Raw genomic sequence first — 14,130 nt, forward strand, 5'->3', positions numbered from 1 at the left:
GGTCGCGCGCGCGGGAGGGAAAGTATTTTGGACGAGGCAAAAACAAAGGCACGATGTAAATTGCGTGCGACCCCATCGAGGACGGAACCAGTGGATCCTTACGAACAAAAAATAGCGGACGCGGACTACTTCTTTCGCCAAATGTGCCAGGTCGGAGATAGCTCCCGCGAAGATTTCACCCGCCAGCTAAGCGCGTTCATCTCTTCCTCCAGATCAGTACTCCAATACGGATTACGTGAGACCAAAGGCAATGCTGAGAAGAAGAACGCCTATTTGGATCTACTAAAAAAGCATGAGGTCGTGGAGTTCTTCAAAGACATCCGAGACCTAGATATACATGAGAGACCTGTCAGTCCGAAGGCGCACGTGCGGACTCTTGTAGTAGATCTCGTTCGAGCAACCAGCGGAGTAGTTTCGACTGAGGAGGATGAAGCCAGATGGATGGATCCAACCTATGAGCCCATCCAACAAGACGTCATTCTCATCAAGACGGTCGAATCGACCACCGTTGATTACAGGTTTCACGACTGGCCCGGCCCCGAAAATGTCATAGCCCTTTGTGACATTTACATGATCAAGATCAAGCAGATCATCAGTGCAGCTAGAGCGGACGGGCTGATAAGAGCGATTTGACGGGGCAAAAACAAGAAGCCCGGCACATGGCCGGGCAACGGTGTTTCAGTGGTGGTTACTTGAACGAGGACGGGATCTCAGGCACCGAGACCACCTGGCCATTCTGCATCTCGAATGAGACTGAGCGAGAGCCGCCAAAGGCGTTGCCGTGGCTCCAAACCCAGAGCTGAGAGCCACCACGGGAAACGACCGTATAGGGTCGGCCGAGCAGTTGCTGCACCTGAGCCTCGGTCATCCCGACCTCAACCTGACGCGCCTTGTCGAATGAGAAGTTGGTGCCAGCGCAGCCATACAGCACGGCAGCAAGCAAGACAGAGATGATGATCCGCATGGTTTCCCTTCCATCTGTTGAATTGGGCGGGACTCTAACAGCCCCGCCTCACTCAGTCACTCAAGAGGTATTTCTGATGGGCTTCCGCCACCTTGCCGCCAGCCATGGCCTTGTTCACATCGATCAGCAGATCTGCTCGCCGGCGCCGCTCCAGGGCCACTGTACGTTCGTGATACAGCAGCACCTGGCGTAACGTGTAGCTGCCTATTACTGCGGCGCTGTGTCCGTGCTCGATGAGGACGGCATAGACGTCTCCCCAGCGCGCACTTTTTCCACCGCCAGCTCGGCGCTGCGCCGGTCGAACACGCGCCGCATGAAAAAAGGGCAGTTCACGTTCCACCACAGATACATCAGGTTCATGCCGTTAACGTCATCCAGCCCCCGCACCCAATTCAGCTCGACATCCGCAGCAATCGAGATCAGTTCGGCCACCTGGTCAGTATGCCGGCCGAGCAGCTCGATAACCTCGTGCAGCGGCACATCTGCTGAGTCCCGCATGCTGTTGTAGAGGTCAGTCACGAAAGGTGCATACAGACCCTGCAATCGCATCCCTTCGATGAAACCGTACTCACGCATCACCAGCTTACGGCCGGCGATGGTGGTAGGAACGTCGGAGTTCAGTACCGCCAGATCATCTGCCGAGCCTTTAGCCGCGGCTGCGGCTTTACTGGATTTACTTGGTGACTTTGCGCGCACAGCCATGTCAGCTCGCCTGCTTGGTGATCATGCGACCGTAACCGCCCAAGTTGGCATCGCGGGCGTTGAGCGGGTCGTACAGCACCGCGCCGGTCAGCGGCAGCGAACCATACTCTTCGTGGATCAAGCCCAGCTCACTGACCGGGTTGAACTTGCAGCGGTACAAGTCGACCAGCACGGCTTCGCCGGTTTCGGTGTTGATGCCGTCCAGGTACAGCCAGCGCTCTGGCGGGCGACTTGTGAACATGGCCAGGGAATCAACGGCTGCGTACTCGTATGCAGCTTCTGGGGCAGTTGCCTGGCCTGCCAGGATCTCGATCAGACCACCTGCAGGCGAGTGAACGCGGTAATCGGTACCGAGCACCAGAGGATCACCACCGGAGGTCAGCTCCAGGTCATCCACGAATGGGTGATCCAGGCGTACGAACTCGCCCTCGATCAGGTTGGCAGGCAAGCTCTCACCGGTCACGGTACCGCCCACCAAAGGGGTGTGGTTGGCATACAGGCCAAGCGCCAAGTTCTGCACCAGCCACTCGTCCAGAGTGAGGTTCAGGGTGGCTGTCTTGCTGCGATCGAGCAGGCCGATCTGCAGGCGGTTACCGCTGAAGCTTTCGTTCTTTGGGGTGGTTTCGGTGGCGAGCTGCAAGGTGCAGACCGGAGCGTTACCGACCCAGACCGGCTGTTGGTACTTACCCAGCGCGCTACGAGTAGCCAGGTAGATCGAGCCTTGAAGGGAAACGAGCATGGAGTTACTCCCTATTTAGTCGCAGTGGCTGCGGGTTGTTCGGTGGGGGTCGGGCCGGCGATCTTGTTGTGGCGGATCAGCCAGGCTTTCTCGGCGGCCGTCACTTCGATCTTGTTACCCGGCACGCGCTGGACACCGGCGTGCTTGTGGTTGGCGATCAGCTCGACGGTTTCGCGCTTGATCTCGACGGGCTTGGGTTCTTTGGTACTCATGAGGTGCTCCCGATGGAGTGTTGAGTTGCATACACCTCGGCCCACAGCAGGGTCGAGTCGTTTGAATCCAGTACCTGGCCAGCCACGAACTGGCAGCCACGGGCACCTGGCAGTGGCGGTGACCAGCCAATGATCACGCCGCGTACCGCATCCAGAATCGGGCCGAGTGCGTCAGCGGCGTCCGTATCGCTGTATCGGTAGTTGCGCACCGCAATCACCACGCCGAAGGTGGATTCGGTCATCTGCCGCACCCGGCCGGTGGAATTACCTGCGGGATTGGGCATCGCGTTTTCACGGGATAGCAGCGCGTAGGCCGAGGGCGTGCGGAAGCTGGAAAGCCCTTTCACCGCCGCGTAGTCCGCCGCAGTGCCTACCGTCTGCAGCTGCTCCAGCATATTCAGGCGCTCGATGACCAGGCGCGTATCCAGCGGCGCATTGCTCATCGAAACGACCTCAACTGATTGCGGCTGAACACGTTGGGTGATGCCTCGAAGCGCACATCCACCAGGTTGGGATCGTTCTGCACAGGGTCATCGGCGCCGAGGCTGAATTTGCCTTCAGCCGTCAGTTGCAAGAATTTCAGGGCGTCCCGGTAGTCACGGACGATCGGGCTCTTGTCATCAGCGCTGATGAGGTGCTGATGCAGGAAATAACGGGTGATGGCCCGGCACCAGGCAACAACGATGCCCGGTACCGGATCCAGCGGCAGGTAACCGCGCTTGGCCAGGTAACCATCAATGACTGCCCCGGCATCCCGCCGGGCGTCATCAATGCGCTGCAGGGCGTCGTCAGCCCGTGCATTCTCCTCATCCGACCAGGCACTGCGATCAGCGCCAGTCAGAGCCGCTTCCATCAGCTCATAAGGCACCATGCGCTCATGCTGTGCGGTGGCCACCTCGGCCAGTTCACGCGCACCAGGACGCTCATGCAGCTCGGTATGGGAGATGTACATGGGTTACTCCGGCTTTCCCGAGAAGGTGCTCAGCTCGACACGCAGGTTGGGATCCTCTGCCAGCGTCTTGATCTGATCATCGGTGAGCACGTCCAAGGCGATGCCATGGCCTTCAGGGGTGAAGCGGTGGCCACAACGGCGGAAGCCACGTGGGCTGACAGAACGGATGAACAGCGCTTCCACTGGCGCCGCTAATGCATCCAGCGCCTGCTTCAGCGCATCATCGCCGGCGTCCTGGCTGGTGGGGGCTGCATCACCTGGTGCACCCTTAGCGGTATCAGGTTGGGCGTCCTGCCCGCTGGTACCAACATCGGAGCTGGTTGCTCCGTTCATAGGTGCCGCCGGCTGGTTGCCCAGCTGTTCGGCGGCTGCAGGAGCAGCCGGAGCCGCTCCTGCTTTAGCGGTGGTCGCCTTGAGGACGGCACTGTTCGATTGTTGATGAGCCATGAGCGCCTCCTTACAGCCACGGCGTGACGAGCACGTCCACGACATCGCGGTTGATGTTGGTAGCGCCGGCAGCGTTGCGCTCCGCCTTCACTACTTCCAGGGCCTGGGCACGCATGCTCGGCGGCACCACCAGCAGCTTTGGACGGATGCCCAGTTTCTTGCCGCGATCGCCGGTCAGGCTCTGCATGGAGGCATAGGCGTCGTTGAAGCTTGCGGGGGTCAGCGCCTCGCGGCTGGCGTATGCCAACTGCCACAGGCCATAACCCGCGTTCAAACGGGCATCCACGCCGTAGATGAACTCCTTGCGCATGAACACGTTTTCGTCGGTCTCTTTGTCGAGCGTGACGAAGTTGTACGGTTTGCGCTTCTGCAGGATCAGCGGCTTCAGCACGCGGGTGGTGTCCAGCAGGTACCACGGAGCACCGGCGCCGCCCTGGAAGTTGCTCACGCTGCCCTCGGCGCCGGCAGCGTTGGTCACTGGATGGTCGGTGTCGAAGAAGTTCTGCCCGTCGTAGCCGATGCCGGTGAACCCACTGGCGAGCAACTGATAGATCAGCGTGCCGGGATGCTCAGCCGAGTCCTGGCCCAGTTGCCCCATCAACGGGGTGAACAGCCCGTAGCTGTCGTCTTCGATGGACTCGCGTGGCACGCCTACAGTGTTCTCGAACGACTTGTTCTTGATGCTGTAGTCGTGCAGGCCCAGGTTCTGGATAACGCGATCACCCAACCATTCACGGAAGGCGGTGCTGTTACCCAGCCAGCCGTACTGCTCGACCGAGTTGGTCGACGGCACGGTCAGGGTGAACTGGTTGAAGTCCGGGGTAATGCCGGCGAACGCACTCTGGAAACTGGCCTTGTAGCCAGTGAACAGTGCGCGTAGGTTCTGCTGATTGATGATCATCTGGGTCGTGCTCCTTAGATCTCGATCCAGACGCCGGCGTCATCCAGATCCTGGATAACGCCTGCAACCGATCGGCTGTCAGTGTCGGATGTCTTGGCGACCGTCTGGTCGTCGACGATGTAAGCGGGTTCGCCGATATCGGCGCGGGTGATCTCGTCAGCACCGCTGCTGTTGGCGAAGGCGAACACACCGCGACGGCTCTCGATGCGCTTCGCACCGGCAGTGCCGTCGCGGTTATCCACGTGTTCTTCGGCGCGGCCGCGCACTTTCAGGGCTGCCGAGGAACTACCTGGAACGGCGTTGCCTGCAGCGTTCAGGCAGACGATGGAGCCGGCGTAGATGCGCGTGGCACCGGCCACCGGGTCGTTGTACTGCACGCCATCACGGCGCGGGGTGTTGCGGTCGGTAGTCAGGGCCATGGTCAGGCTTCCTTCGCGGCTTTGAATTGCTCGGCGGTCAGCCCCATCGAGCTGCATACCGCCAGCTCGTCCTGGGTCAACCCGGTTCCTTTGTCAGCGATTGGCGCATTGCCACCGGTTTGGGTGGCGGTCAGCGCTGCGATCGGGCTGATAGTGCTGAGGTAGGCGGTCAGCGCCGTGCGGTTGGATTTGCCCAGGTCACGGGCCCAGCCTTCCATGGTGGTGTGCAGGCGCCCGTCTTCCAGGGCGCCCTTGATCTCGGTATCCAGATCCTTCTGGTCGTGTTCACCGAGGCGCGCAGTGAGCGCAGCAACTTCGCCCTGCAGGCCTGTCACTACATCCAGCGGTACGAACTTCGCCGGGTCGACTACAGCGGCCTTGGCCTTCAGGCCGGTACAGGCTGCGACCAGAGCGGCACCATCGGCTTTGTCGTCAATGCTCAGCAGCTTGCGCAGAGCGGTCTGTTGATCGGTATGAGCGGTCAGCGCAGCAATCGCCTGATCCTCGGTGGTGGTCTCGGCCAGGCCGAGCGCGGCCAGAACCGCACGAAGCAATGGGTTCACGGGTGTTTCCTCTTCAAGGGTGAGCCCGAACGTGGCGGCGGCACGCAGGCCGAGGGCCTCCATGCCGTCGATGGCCGGGTGGTTGGTAAGCGCGCCCATCTGCACGTCCAGCACATGGCCGGTCGTGGGGTGGTAGACGAAAACAGGAGAGAAGAACTGGTACTCGCCATCGGTGATGTATTGGCGAGCCCGTGCAGTCAGCTCGACACGGGCGAACAGGCCTTGGCCTTCACGCCATTCGAGCTCACGGAAGAATCCGGCAGCCGGGGCTGGCTGGCCGTTCTCTTCCTTGTGCAGAGTCTGGTGTTCGTAATCCAGCACCGGCGGCGTCCGGCGTGCATCAAAGCGCTCGATGACCTTGGTGGCCACGGCCTGATCGATGTACCAGGACGGCACCTTGATCTCACGACCATCGGACGGTTTGAAGTGCCCGGCCGGAGTCACCTGGAGGGTAATGCTGTTGTCGTCAGCCGGAACCGGCAGCGAGAAGCTGCAGGCGGCAAGTGCAACGGCGAGAGGGAGGCGTTTTCTGTTCATGCCGCCGAGGATGGCGGTCGACCTGGAGAAGGTCTTTTGGACGGGGCAAAAACTTTGTGGCGATGCCAGGACGACTCTTTTCTACAACACCACGTCATGGTGAGTGCTGGCAACCCCACCGACCGTGTTTATAAACGCGAAATTGGCCGGTCTTGAACGATTACGAGGATTACGGGTACATCCGCCGGGCATTTTCGTCCTGCGTGCCTTCTGGAGGCTCTCAGGCGCCACCGTCCATTGCCCGGTTCAGATAGCCCATGGCGATATTCGTCAGCTCTGCATCATCGGCGGTACTGGTACCCAGGAATGGGCGGGCCGGGATCTTGATGGTGTACGGGCCCAGGGTGACCCATTGGGAGAAGTTGCTGCGGCGTTTGCTGACAAACTGGTTGCCGATATCGCCGGACTTGTCCTGACGGAAATAGGCCTGCTGACTGCGGGCGGGCATCTGAATCTCGCCACCAAAGTGCTGGATGGCTGCGTATACCCGGTTACTGCCGAACACCAGCTCGTTGCCCTCGACCTGGTAGCGCAGGGTGTTCTTCAGGTAGCCATCGAGCACCAGAATCTTGTCGGCGTTCTTTTTCTTGCGGCGCTGATAGGCCGGGCTCAGTGCCTGCCATGGGGTGCCATCCGGGGCGGTCTGGCTGGCGAAGCGCTGATCATGGGCAATCATCAGGTACTCACCCATATCGCGCAGCATCCGATCCGGGTTGCCCAGTGCCTCGGTGGCTGCACGAATCGCGGCGAGTACTGCCTGGCTCTCTAACTCTACAGTGGCCCCGGCCATGGTCTGCTCCTATACTAAATTTATCCGATCAAGCGAGCAGCCCCTGCCAGGGCCACCAATCCTACGCTTGCGGTGAACCCGGTGTGGCAGCACCGGGTTTTCTTTGTTTAATCAGGAGCGGTTATGGCTAAGATTCTTCCTAAAGTCAGGTTCTGCTGGGTAACTGTTGAGACAAAAAAAACGACAGAGAGACATCTAGTTCCTGCCCGTGACAACGCAACAGCTTTAGCCCTGTTCAGCCACATTACCGGCGCGGAAATATCCGTCGACGGCAACATTCAGCTTGAGCCAGAAAATGTATTCGATGATGGCCGTGCCTTTGACTTCTTCTATGAAGGAAAGAGGTTTTACTTTGCACCTGGGACTCCTGGTTATGAGTTCCTTGAGATGAGTTATGCAGGCCTTCAGCGTGCTTACGACGATCATCGCCAAGCTGATTTTGACCGCTAAATCACTTCACACCTTTACAGCCTTACCCCTTGCCGTAAGCGATCCACATACCCGTCATCCTCTGTCGGGAATGTGGTAACGGCAAACCCAGCCATCTCAACTCCCCCGTACGTACAGCAACACACCACTGCGCAGCGCATTGATCAGCTGCTGCGTGGCGTCGGCCGGCAGCATCCACCACCCATTGGCGCCCAGCTCCAGCATCACCGTAACCGGCTGAGCAACGCCTGGCACCTGGTAGCGCGCCACGTAGCGGCGGCGCACCACAGCACGGGCAATGTCCTGGAACCAGGCCAGGTCTGTCCAGATCTCGTCAGGCTGCAGCAGCGTGTTGGCCATCAACTGCCCCTGGAGCTGGGCGTTAACCGCCGGGAGCGCAGGCACTGGCTGGCTGATCATCTGCGGGCCGATCACCAGGCGCTCGCCGATCACGTCCCGCACGATTACCGGCTGACGACCAAGCCCGGTACCCAGCGCCTGCAGGAACGACACGCTGGCATCTGCACCAGGTGCAGCCGCTGCAGGAACGGCCGGTACCGGCTGTGGTGCCGGCAGCGGATCCGGCACACGTGCGGCGGGGATCTGCGTCGGCGGCGCCATGGGTGGCGGCACCTGGTCGACCATGCGCGACTGGCCTGGGATGTACTCGAACCCAGGGTCGATGCCCTGCGGCACCTCGACCGTACGTGGCCCCTGCGGACTGCGCTGACCGATGGTGCGCGTTTCCATGACGATGGCTGGTGACGGGTCAGGGCCGGTCTTGCCCATGCGCTCCAGGTCATCCTGGCTCAGTGCCCGCACGCTGCACTGGCAACCCCAGGCGTTGATGGGAAAATGAGTCTGCCAGAACGGATCATCCCAACGCAGGATCAGCCCATTCCACGACTCATGCAGCAGTCGTGGGTGCTCGACCGCATCGCTGTGCAGATACTGCCAGTAGGGCCGCGCCTCACGCACCGCCATCAGTTGCTCATAGCGCCCGGCCATGTACGAGCTGCGCATGTTGGTCTCGTAAATCACCCGAGAGCGCCAGTTGCGGCCGCCGTTGTAGCTCCAGCCATGTTTGGCAACGATGCGGTCGAAGTCGCGCCGGAAGTCTTCCAGGGTCGTGCCGCCCTCGATCGCACGCTCAACAGCCAGTCGGAAGTCCTGCACCAGCCCATCGCGGTTGGCGCCGGCAACCACGAATGCGTAGTCGTGTTCGCGGGTGTAGATGTCCGTCCAGGTCTGCGTGGGCAGGTTCAGCTTGCGGCGCAGGAACTCGTTCTGTTCCCGGAATGGCAACGACGTTGCGCTAACGGCCACTGGCGGCCTCCTGCAGGATCTCGTAGCGGCCCTGCAGGGCGGCGCTGGCCAGCGCCTGCGCCATGGCCTCGGCGTACTGCTCGACGCTCATATCCGGCAGCAGCGCGGCCAGCCCATCACGGATCTGCTCCAGGCTTTGCGCCTGCTCGACCATTGCCCGAATACGCTCGATCCATTCGCCCGTGGTCGGCTGCAGGTTATCGTCCAAGCGATCGGCCGCAGTTGCGGCGGGCTTCTGTGCGGTGGCAACCGCAACTGGAGGCACTTCAGCTGCGACGGGAGCAGGCCCTGGTGCAGCAGCTGCAGCCGCCTGCAGGATCTCCTCGTCCTCATCCGGCTCGGGGATGGCCAGGCGCTCCTGAGCCCACTGGCGCGGAATCTTGAACCCCAAGCCGACCAGGCCTGGCAGGGCTTCGGAGTAGCCCTTCAGATCCTCGGCCTCCTGGATGTCGAACTTCAACCGAGGGCAGCGCGCCCAACTGCTCGCCAGGCCGTTGAGCACGGCGATCGGATAGACCAGGTCACGGCTCAGCGTCTTCGCCACCTGCAGGGCATCCGAGTCGCGCAAGTCCATGCGCACTTCGTTGTGCACGTTGCCCAGGGCGTTGGTGCTCGATGCACCGTCCGCCTGGCTGGTCAGCGTGCCGCCCAGGATCGCCTTGCTCTGCGTCTTCTCGCACCACTCGATCATCAGTTTGAACGCTGCCGGGTCGCCCTCGGCGGCGTTGAGGAACTGCAGTTCCATGCCCAACGGGATGATGCCGGCGGCGTTATGGCCCAGGCTGGCCAGGGCGCGCAGCAGGGTCAGCTTCTCTTTCTCTGTGGCACCGCCTGGGTACTTGCCCACACGCATGGGGATGCCGTAGATCTCCAGGAACTCGGCCAGATCACCCACGCTGTAGTTCTTGAACAGATACGGCCAGGCCAGCACGCGGAACAGCGCCGAGCGCTCCAGGGTTCCGCTCTTGGCTTTGTGTGTATGGCTGAGCCAGCCGAACGGCTGCAGCGGTTCGCCGCCAGCGGCACCGCGTAGGCGGATCTCCTGGCGGTAACCCTTGGCGATCTGGAACCAGCTCTGCGGACGGTGTGTGATGGACTTGGGGATCCAGCTGCCACCGAGGCGCTGCCACTCAATCTCTTGGTTGGCAAAGCCTTTGCCGATCGCGTCGGTGGTGTCGAACAGCACGTCCTCGAAATCGTCGAGACCCTGCATCAGCTCATACAGCGCGCTGGCCGCCTTCTTCTCGGTGGCGGTCGGGTTGTTCGGCGGCACGATGTCCCAGCTCAGGCCCACCACCGCACGGCGGCGCTTGCCCATCTCGGACATGATGTGGCCGTCTTTCTCTTCCATGTCCTCGAACAGCTCGCACTGGCCGACCAGGTCGCCTTGCTCGGCAGCATCCATGATCTGCGCCAGGCGCGATGGCGTCAGCCCTCTGGATGGGTGCCCCTGGAATTCGTGATGCAGGCTGGTGAGGTGTGCGGTCTGCGGCTCGCGCAGCTCGCTGACCTGGAACGGGTTGCCGTCCAAGTCGACGATGCGGGTGTTGGTTACCATGCTGATGACTCCGGCAGGCTCAGGTCTGAGTCGTGATCGTCGACGTTATCGAAGCCACGGGAATGACGAGGAAGTGCGGTGAACTCGATCAGGCCGCCCTGCATGAAGCTGGCCCGCACGGCCATGGCCAGCGAGATAGCTGAGTCACCATGGCGCTTGGCCTTGCTGCCTGAGGACTGCAGATCCTTGGTACGGCCCTTGTCGATTATGGGTACGCCTTTCTCGACTTTGATCGAGAGCATGTCGTCGAGCGTGGTCTGGTGGCGCGGGATCTGTAGGTTGAAGGCCTCGAACTCGCCCTTGAGCTTGGGCATCCACTCGGCGTACCAGGCCAGCGACAGCGCCACCTGCTCGACCATGGTGCTGCCGTAGTTCAGCGCGGCCTGCTCGGCCAGGTACCCGCCGTTGCCGGTGGCATCGAACGCCAGGCCGGTCAGGCGGGGCAGGCGATCGCAGATGAAGAACATGATCTGTTCCTGCGCGCCGTAGGTGAGGTTGCGTAGCTCGACCTGGAACGGCACGCGCTTGCGCAGCATCGGGTCAATCTGCAACGGCGTGAACACGGTGAGGTCGCCACGGCGGGCGAAGTCTTCGCCGAAGGTGTGGCGGTTGCGATCGCTCAAGCGCGCCAGCTCGGGCTGCAAGTTTTCCTCGCACCAGGCGCGCACTTCGGCTTCGCGCATTTCCGGCGTCCATTCCTCAAAGCCGGCAGGCGCTTCGTAGTGGTAAATGCGGATCGAGCGATCGGCGACCATGGCCGCTTCCACCAGCACGCGGCTCAAGTAGGCGCCGCCGCTCTTCTTCGGCACGCAGCCGTACTCTTCCTCGGCGCTCTCGATGTTGGGGGCGTTCTTGTACAGCCCATCACGCCAGGCCTTCTCGCCCTCGGGCGACCAGGTCTGGCCGGTGACATAGCAGATCCGCTTGTACAGACCCTCGGCGATCGCATCGTCCAGGGTGATGCGATGGATCGAATAATCCTTGCGACCTTCGCGGGCATCCTGGATGTAGGTGTTGAACGGGTTGTCGACGCCATTGTGGGTGCTGATCAGGCGCACCTTGTTGCCCCACATGGTCAGGGCCAGTGCTGCCTTCAGCAGTTCTTCCAGGGATTCATGGAATGCGGCTTCGTCAATCACCACATCGCCCTGCAGGCCGCGCAGGTTGCTCGGTCGACTGCTGAGCGCCTGGATCTTCCGTCCCGACTTAGGGAAACGGATCATGTAAGTGAGGATCTCTTCCTTCTTGCCCTCGTCCCAAAAGGTCTGCTCGTAGACGTCGGCCTCTGCCAGCTCGTTGAACGCCTTGGCAAACAAAGCGCACGCGGCGATGTACTCCAGCGCCATCTCCTGTTTGCTGCCCACATAGAACGTGTTGCAGCCGCCACGGCGGCGCGGCTTGGCCGCTTTGACGACGTTACGCCCAGCCTCAGCCCACGTCAGGCCGGTGCGGCGGGACTTCTCGCCGATCATGATGTCGCTTTCGTCCTCGAACCAACGCTGTTGGTAGCCGAGGAACACCGGCTCGTTTGCCGCTACTGCATCAGTGATGTCCTGCGGCACGTCGACGCCGTACAGCTCCATCTCTTCCTGCAGGTTGATCTTGCGTGGCGCACCAGCGGCCTTGAGGTGCTCGCCGAGGCTGGCGGTGCTGACTTGCATGGCCATCAGGATTTACCCAGCAGGATGCGGCGAATTCGATCTTCGAACTGCTCGCTCATGCCATCGCTGCCGCGCATCTCCTCCAGGCGCTGCTCCTGTTCCTTGAGCTGCTGCTCCCGCGCGTCTTTGGCCACCGCAATGCGCTCTTTGCGACTAAGAGCGCGTGCCTCCTGGGCGTACTTTGCAGCCCGTGTTAGATCGAGCACGTCGCCGATATCGGTTGCCTCATCACCCAGCGCATCATGGGTGGCACGCGTTGCCAGCGTGGTGACCGCCTGGGCTAGCAACGCCCCCGACCTGTCATCGAAATTCTCGCCCAGTTCAGCGACCAGGGCCTGGCTCGCGGACTCGATCTGACGGTGGCTACGCATGATCTCGGCAAAGCCCTTTTTGTAGCGATGCAGCGCTGTGCGGCTGGGTACTTGCTCGTCGGGGAACTGCTCATCGAGCACGTCTTTCATCTCGTCGAGCGTCATGCGGTTATCCCGCAGCATCCGGTTGATGAGGTCACGCACCTCATCACGTGCTTTATCGACAGTGCTTTTGCGCGCCATGGTCAGGGCCTCGGCTTGCTGATGCCAGGTACCGAGGCCCGGCCAGCAGCGACATCGCCGCCGCGCTCAGTCAGAGTGACGACCAGAACAGAGCCAATATCCTCGACCTTCACCAGGGCCTGCTCACCGAGCCAGGACAGCTCAGACTTGACCTGGTCGCGGCTCGGGTGGTGCCCGAACTCACCCAGCAGGCTGGTGATTACAGAGGAGTTAGCGCGGTACTGCGGCAGTTCCGAGAGGATGCGCAGCATGACCAGGCGCTGATCCTGGCGGAGAAAGTCGGCGTATTGGTTGCTCATCACTGCACCTTGCTGTTCAGGAGGTAGTCATTCATTCGATCAAGCGACATGCGCAAAGGGCCAAGCTCTCTGGCCACCCCCTGCATCTCGGATTTCATGGCCTTCACGTCGCCAGCCAGCTCGGCGAACTGCCGTGCATCTGGCATGTGCAGCAGTTGCTGCTCCAGCGTTACCAGTCGCGTTTCCAGCTCCTGGGCCTTGGCCTGTGAGGCCTTCTGGCGATTGGTGATAAGGCTGAAGACCAGAACCAACACGGTGATGGCGCCCTGACCAACACGGAAAATGTTTTCCCACTCCATCAAGGTGCTTCCTTGCTTTCGTTCAGATCGAGCAGCTGCTTCAGCTGCGCGAGATTGTTCTGGGCCCAGAGGCCGTAGTCCTGGACATGGGCCAGGATGTCAGCCGGGGTAACGCCGCTTTCCAGTAGTTCGGCGTCAGCGCCGGCGGCGGGCCAGGCTGTTTCAGCAGGGCTGGCGGCAGCGGTGCAGGCTGCTGGGGCCGGCACAGCGGCTCCGAGGGCGGCGTTGTAGTCGCGCAGCCAGCCGCAAGTAAAAACGGCACGAGGGATAGCAATAGGCGCCGCATCGCGGGCCGGCTTGTAGATAGTCGTGACATTGGAGATTCGCTCCTGGAGTAGTTTGCGAGCCGTAGCCAGTTCGCCCTGGGCGTGCAGCATCAGCGCCTCGGCTTCGTTTGCGCGGCTAACCTGTTGGCGGTACAGCACCAGGTTCTCTTCAGCCACCTGGGCGCGCACGGTAGCGTGCTCCTCGGAGAGCTTGCTCAGCGCAGCTGCACCCTCGGCTGCGGCTCTGTCGTAACCGATTCGGTCACCCGAGCACTTGGCTGCTCCCATGCTCAGCCACCACAGCACCAGCAGGCCGACCGGCCAGGCTTTGCGCAGCCCATCAATGACGCCGAGCATGGAACCTCCGACGGAATTTGTGTGCTGGGCGGTGCGCCTTCAGCACAATGCATTTGCCATTGCGGGGGCGCGGTACCGGCGAGCAGTACAGCTCCGGCTCGGTCATCCAGTTGCGAGTGGCTGCAACGACAGCGAGCGGGGCCGAGAACAGGCTT

21 protein-coding genes are annotated in these 14,130 nt (G+C 61.5%); 2 read left to right on the top strand and 19 right to left on the bottom strand.

The features are described from left to right. Positions 1-90: 90 nt before the first annotated feature. On the top strand, positions 91-633 hold the full coding sequence (locus DNK10_RS11080; RefSeq protein ID WP_131191580.1) for a hypothetical protein: 543 nt from the start codon (positions 91-93) through the stop codon (positions 631-633). 55 nt (positions 634-688) lie between these two features. Here the strand turns inward: DNK10_RS11080 and bamE are convergent, their stop codons facing one another. The 12 genes from bamE to DNK10_RS11135 all read right to left on the bottom strand — a co-directional run bounded on the left by bamE (position 689) and on the right by DNK10_RS11135 (position 7,226). Further along, a complete protein-coding gene (gene bamE, locus DNK10_RS11085) occupies positions 689-964 on the bottom strand; it encodes an outer membrane protein assembly factor BamE domain-containing protein (RefSeq protein WP_131191581.1) in 276 nt (91 codons plus the stop codon). Positions 965-1,016: 52 nt separating this feature from the next. Then, on the bottom strand, positions 1,017-1,148 hold the full coding sequence (locus DNK10_RS26305) for a hypothetical protein (RefSeq protein ID WP_279635834.1): 132 nt from the start codon (positions 1,146-1,148) through the stop codon (positions 1,017-1,019). Positions 1,149-1,171: 23 nt separating this feature from the next. Beyond that, positions 1,172-1,666: a DUF6631 family protein gene (locus DNK10_RS11090; protein ID WP_131191582.1), complete on the bottom strand. Its 495-nt coding sequence runs from the start codon at positions 1,664-1,666 to the stop codon at positions 1,172-1,174. A 1-nt stretch (position 1,667) separates the two neighbouring features. After that, a complete protein-coding gene (locus DNK10_RS11095; RefSeq protein ID WP_131191583.1) occupies positions 1,668-2,405 on the bottom strand; it encodes a phage tail tube protein in 738 nt (245 codons plus the stop codon). A gap of 11 nt (positions 2,406-2,416) precedes the next feature. Further along, positions 2,417-2,617, bottom strand: a complete 201-nt coding sequence (locus tag DNK10_RS11100) for a DUF7210 family protein (RefSeq protein WP_131191584.1) — start codon at positions 2,615-2,617, stop codon at positions 2,417-2,419. Then, complete coding sequence (locus tag DNK10_RS11105; RefSeq protein ID WP_131191585.1) at positions 2,614-3,060, bottom strand: phage tail terminator protein; 447 nt, start codon at positions 3,058-3,060, stop codon at positions 2,614-2,616. Before DNK10_RS11105 ends, DNK10_RS11100 begins: the two co-directional genes overlap by 4 nt. Continuing rightward, the gene (locus DNK10_RS11110; RefSeq protein WP_131191586.1) at positions 3,057-3,569 is read right to left on the bottom strand and encodes a gp436 family protein; all 513 of its coding nucleotides are present in this window, start codon (positions 3,567-3,569) and stop codon (positions 3,057-3,059) included. Before DNK10_RS11110 ends, DNK10_RS11105 begins: the two co-directional genes overlap by 4 nt. A 3-nt stretch (positions 3,570-3,572) precedes the next feature. Next, on the bottom strand, positions 3,573-4,016 hold the full coding sequence (locus DNK10_RS25875) for a hypothetical protein (RefSeq protein ID WP_208738812.1): 444 nt from the start codon (positions 4,014-4,016) through the stop codon (positions 3,573-3,575). Between the two features lie 10 nt (positions 4,017-4,026). Next, a complete protein-coding gene (locus tag DNK10_RS11120; RefSeq protein WP_131191587.1) occupies positions 4,027-4,917 on the bottom strand; it encodes a Mu-like prophage major head subunit gpT family protein in 891 nt (296 codons plus the stop codon). Positions 4,918-4,931: 14 nt separating this feature from the next. Beyond that, positions 4,932-5,336, bottom strand: coding sequence for a hypothetical protein (locus DNK10_RS11125; RefSeq protein ID WP_131191588.1), 405 nt, complete (start codon positions 5,334-5,336; stop codon positions 4,932-4,934). Between the two features lie 2 nt (positions 5,337-5,338). Continuing rightward, the gene (locus DNK10_RS11130; RefSeq protein WP_131191589.1) at positions 5,339-6,436 is read right to left on the bottom strand and encodes a phage protease; all 1,098 of its coding nucleotides are present in this window, start codon (positions 6,434-6,436) and stop codon (positions 5,339-5,341) included. A gap of 220 nt (positions 6,437-6,656) precedes the next feature. Then, positions 6,657-7,226 carry a phage virion morphogenesis protein gene (locus DNK10_RS11135; protein ID WP_131191590.1) on the bottom strand — a complete coding sequence of 190 codons (570 nt, stop codon included), beginning with the start codon at positions 7,224-7,226 and terminating at the stop codon, positions 6,657-6,659. 123 nt (positions 7,227-7,349) lie between these two features. On the opposite strand from DNK10_RS11135, the gene DNK10_RS11140 reads away from it, so the two are divergent. Then, positions 7,350-7,676 (top strand): hypothetical protein, encoded by a 327-nt coding sequence (locus tag DNK10_RS11140; RefSeq protein WP_131191591.1) that lies wholly within the window; start codon positions 7,350-7,352, stop codon positions 7,674-7,676. Between the two features lie 96 nt (positions 7,677-7,772). Here DNK10_RS11140 and DNK10_RS11145 read toward each other — a convergent pair whose 3' ends face one another. The 7 genes from DNK10_RS11145 to DNK10_RS11175 are packed head-to-tail and all read right to left on the bottom strand — an operon-like array spanning position 7,773 to position 13,975. After that, a complete protein-coding gene (locus tag DNK10_RS11145; protein WP_131191592.1) occupies positions 7,773-8,981 on the bottom strand; it encodes a PBECR2 nuclease fold domain-containing protein in 1,209 nt (402 codons plus the stop codon). After that, the gene (locus tag DNK10_RS11150; RefSeq protein WP_131191593.1) at positions 8,971-10,539 is read right to left on the bottom strand and encodes a DUF935 domain-containing protein; all 1,569 of its coding nucleotides are present in this window, start codon (positions 10,537-10,539) and stop codon (positions 8,971-8,973) included. The genes DNK10_RS11145 and DNK10_RS11150 overlap by 11 nt, the downstream gene beginning before the upstream one ends. Then, a complete protein-coding gene (locus tag DNK10_RS11155; protein ID WP_131191594.1) occupies positions 10,533-12,206 on the bottom strand; it encodes a hypothetical protein in 1,674 nt (557 codons plus the stop codon). The genes DNK10_RS11150 and DNK10_RS11155 overlap by 7 nt, the downstream gene beginning before the upstream one ends. Continuing rightward, a complete protein-coding gene (locus tag DNK10_RS11160; RefSeq protein ID WP_131191595.1) occupies positions 12,206-12,754 on the bottom strand; it encodes a phage protein Gp27 family protein in 549 nt (182 codons plus the stop codon). The genes DNK10_RS11155 and DNK10_RS11160 overlap by 1 nt, the downstream gene beginning before the upstream one ends. 2 nt (positions 12,755-12,756) lie before the next feature. Then, complete coding sequence (locus DNK10_RS11165; protein WP_131191596.1) at positions 12,757-13,053, bottom strand: VpaChn25_0724 family phage protein; 297 nt, start codon at positions 13,051-13,053, stop codon at positions 12,757-12,759. Beyond that, positions 13,053-13,352, bottom strand: a complete 300-nt coding sequence (locus tag DNK10_RS11170) for a DUF2730 family protein (RefSeq protein WP_131191597.1) — start codon at positions 13,350-13,352, stop codon at positions 13,053-13,055. Before DNK10_RS11170 ends, DNK10_RS11165 begins: the two co-directional genes overlap by 1 nt. Beyond that, the gene (locus DNK10_RS11175; RefSeq protein WP_131191598.1) at positions 13,352-13,975 is read right to left on the bottom strand and encodes a lysis protein; all 624 of its coding nucleotides are present in this window, start codon (positions 13,973-13,975) and stop codon (positions 13,352-13,354) included. The genes DNK10_RS11170 and DNK10_RS11175 overlap by 1 nt, the downstream gene beginning before the upstream one ends. Positions 13,976-14,130 lie beyond the last annotated feature (155 nt).

It is taken from the genome of Phytopseudomonas daroniae (assembly GCF_004327275.1).
GTDB lineage: Bacteria > Pseudomonadota > Gammaproteobacteria > Pseudomonadales > Pseudomonadaceae > Aquipseudomonas > Aquipseudomonas daroniae.

Excerpts from the sequence above, each read along its gene's own strand:
- bamE (WP_131191581.1), bottom strand. The coding sequence starts at position 964 with ATGCGGATCATCATCTCTGTCTTGCTTGCTGCCGTGCTGTATGGCTGC.
- DNK10_RS11090 (WP_131191582.1), bottom strand. The coding sequence starts at position 1,666 with ATGGCTGTGCGCGCAAAGTCACCAAGTAAATCCAGTAAAGCCGCAGCC.
- DNK10_RS11095 (WP_131191583.1), bottom strand. The coding sequence starts at position 2,405 with ATGCTCGTTTCCCTTCAAGGCTCGATCTACCTGGCTACTCGTAGCGCG.
- DNK10_RS11100 (WP_131191584.1), bottom strand. The coding sequence starts at position 2,617 with ATGAGTACCAAAGAACCCAAGCCCGTCGAGATCAAGCGCGAAACCGTC.
- DNK10_RS11105 (WP_131191585.1), bottom strand. The coding sequence starts at position 3,060 with ATGAGCAATGCGCCGCTGGATACGCGCCTGGTCATCGAGCGCCTGAAT.
- DNK10_RS11110 (WP_131191586.1), bottom strand. The coding sequence starts at position 3,569 with ATGTACATCTCCCATACCGAGCTGCATGAGCGTCCTGGTGCGCGTGAA.
- DNK10_RS25875 (WP_208738812.1), bottom strand. The coding sequence starts at position 4,016 with ATGGCTCATCAACAATCGAACAGTGCCGTCCTCAAGGCGACCACCGCT.
- DNK10_RS11120 (WP_131191587.1), bottom strand. The coding sequence starts at position 4,917 with ATGATCATCAATCAGCAGAACCTACGCGCACTGTTCACTGGCTACAAG.
- DNK10_RS11125 (WP_131191588.1), bottom strand. The coding sequence starts at position 5,336 with ATGGCCCTGACTACCGACCGCAACACCCCGCGCCGTGATGGCGTGCAG.
- DNK10_RS11130 (WP_131191589.1), bottom strand. The coding sequence starts at position 6,436 with ATGAACAGAAAACGCCTCCCTCTCGCCGTTGCACTTGCCGCCTGCAGC.
- DNK10_RS11135 (WP_131191590.1), bottom strand. The coding sequence starts at position 7,226 with ATGGCCGGGGCCACTGTAGAGTTAGAGAGCCAGGCAGTACTCGCCGCG.
- DNK10_RS11140 (WP_131191591.1), top strand. The coding sequence starts at position 7,350 with ATGGCTAAGATTCTTCCTAAAGTCAGGTTCTGCTGGGTAACTGTTGAG.
- DNK10_RS11150 (WP_131191593.1), bottom strand. The coding sequence starts at position 10,539 with ATGGTAACCAACACCCGCATCGTCGACTTGGACGGCAACCCGTTCCAG.
- DNK10_RS11155 (WP_131191594.1), bottom strand. The coding sequence starts at position 12,206 with ATGGCCATGCAAGTCAGCACCGCCAGCCTCGGCGAGCACCTCAAGGCC.
- DNK10_RS11160 (WP_131191595.1), bottom strand. The coding sequence starts at position 12,754 with ATGGCGCGCAAAAGCACTGTCGATAAAGCACGTGATGAGGTGCGTGAC.
- DNK10_RS11165 (WP_131191596.1), bottom strand. The coding sequence starts at position 13,053 with ATGAGCAACCAATACGCCGACTTTCTCCGCCAGGATCAGCGCCTGGTC.
- DNK10_RS11170 (WP_131191597.1), bottom strand. The coding sequence starts at position 13,352 with ATGGAGTGGGAAAACATTTTCCGTGTTGGTCAGGGCGCCATCACCGTG.
- DNK10_RS11175 (WP_131191598.1), bottom strand. The coding sequence starts at position 13,975 with ATGCTCGGCGTCATTGATGGGCTGCGCAAAGCCTGGCCGGTCGGCCTG.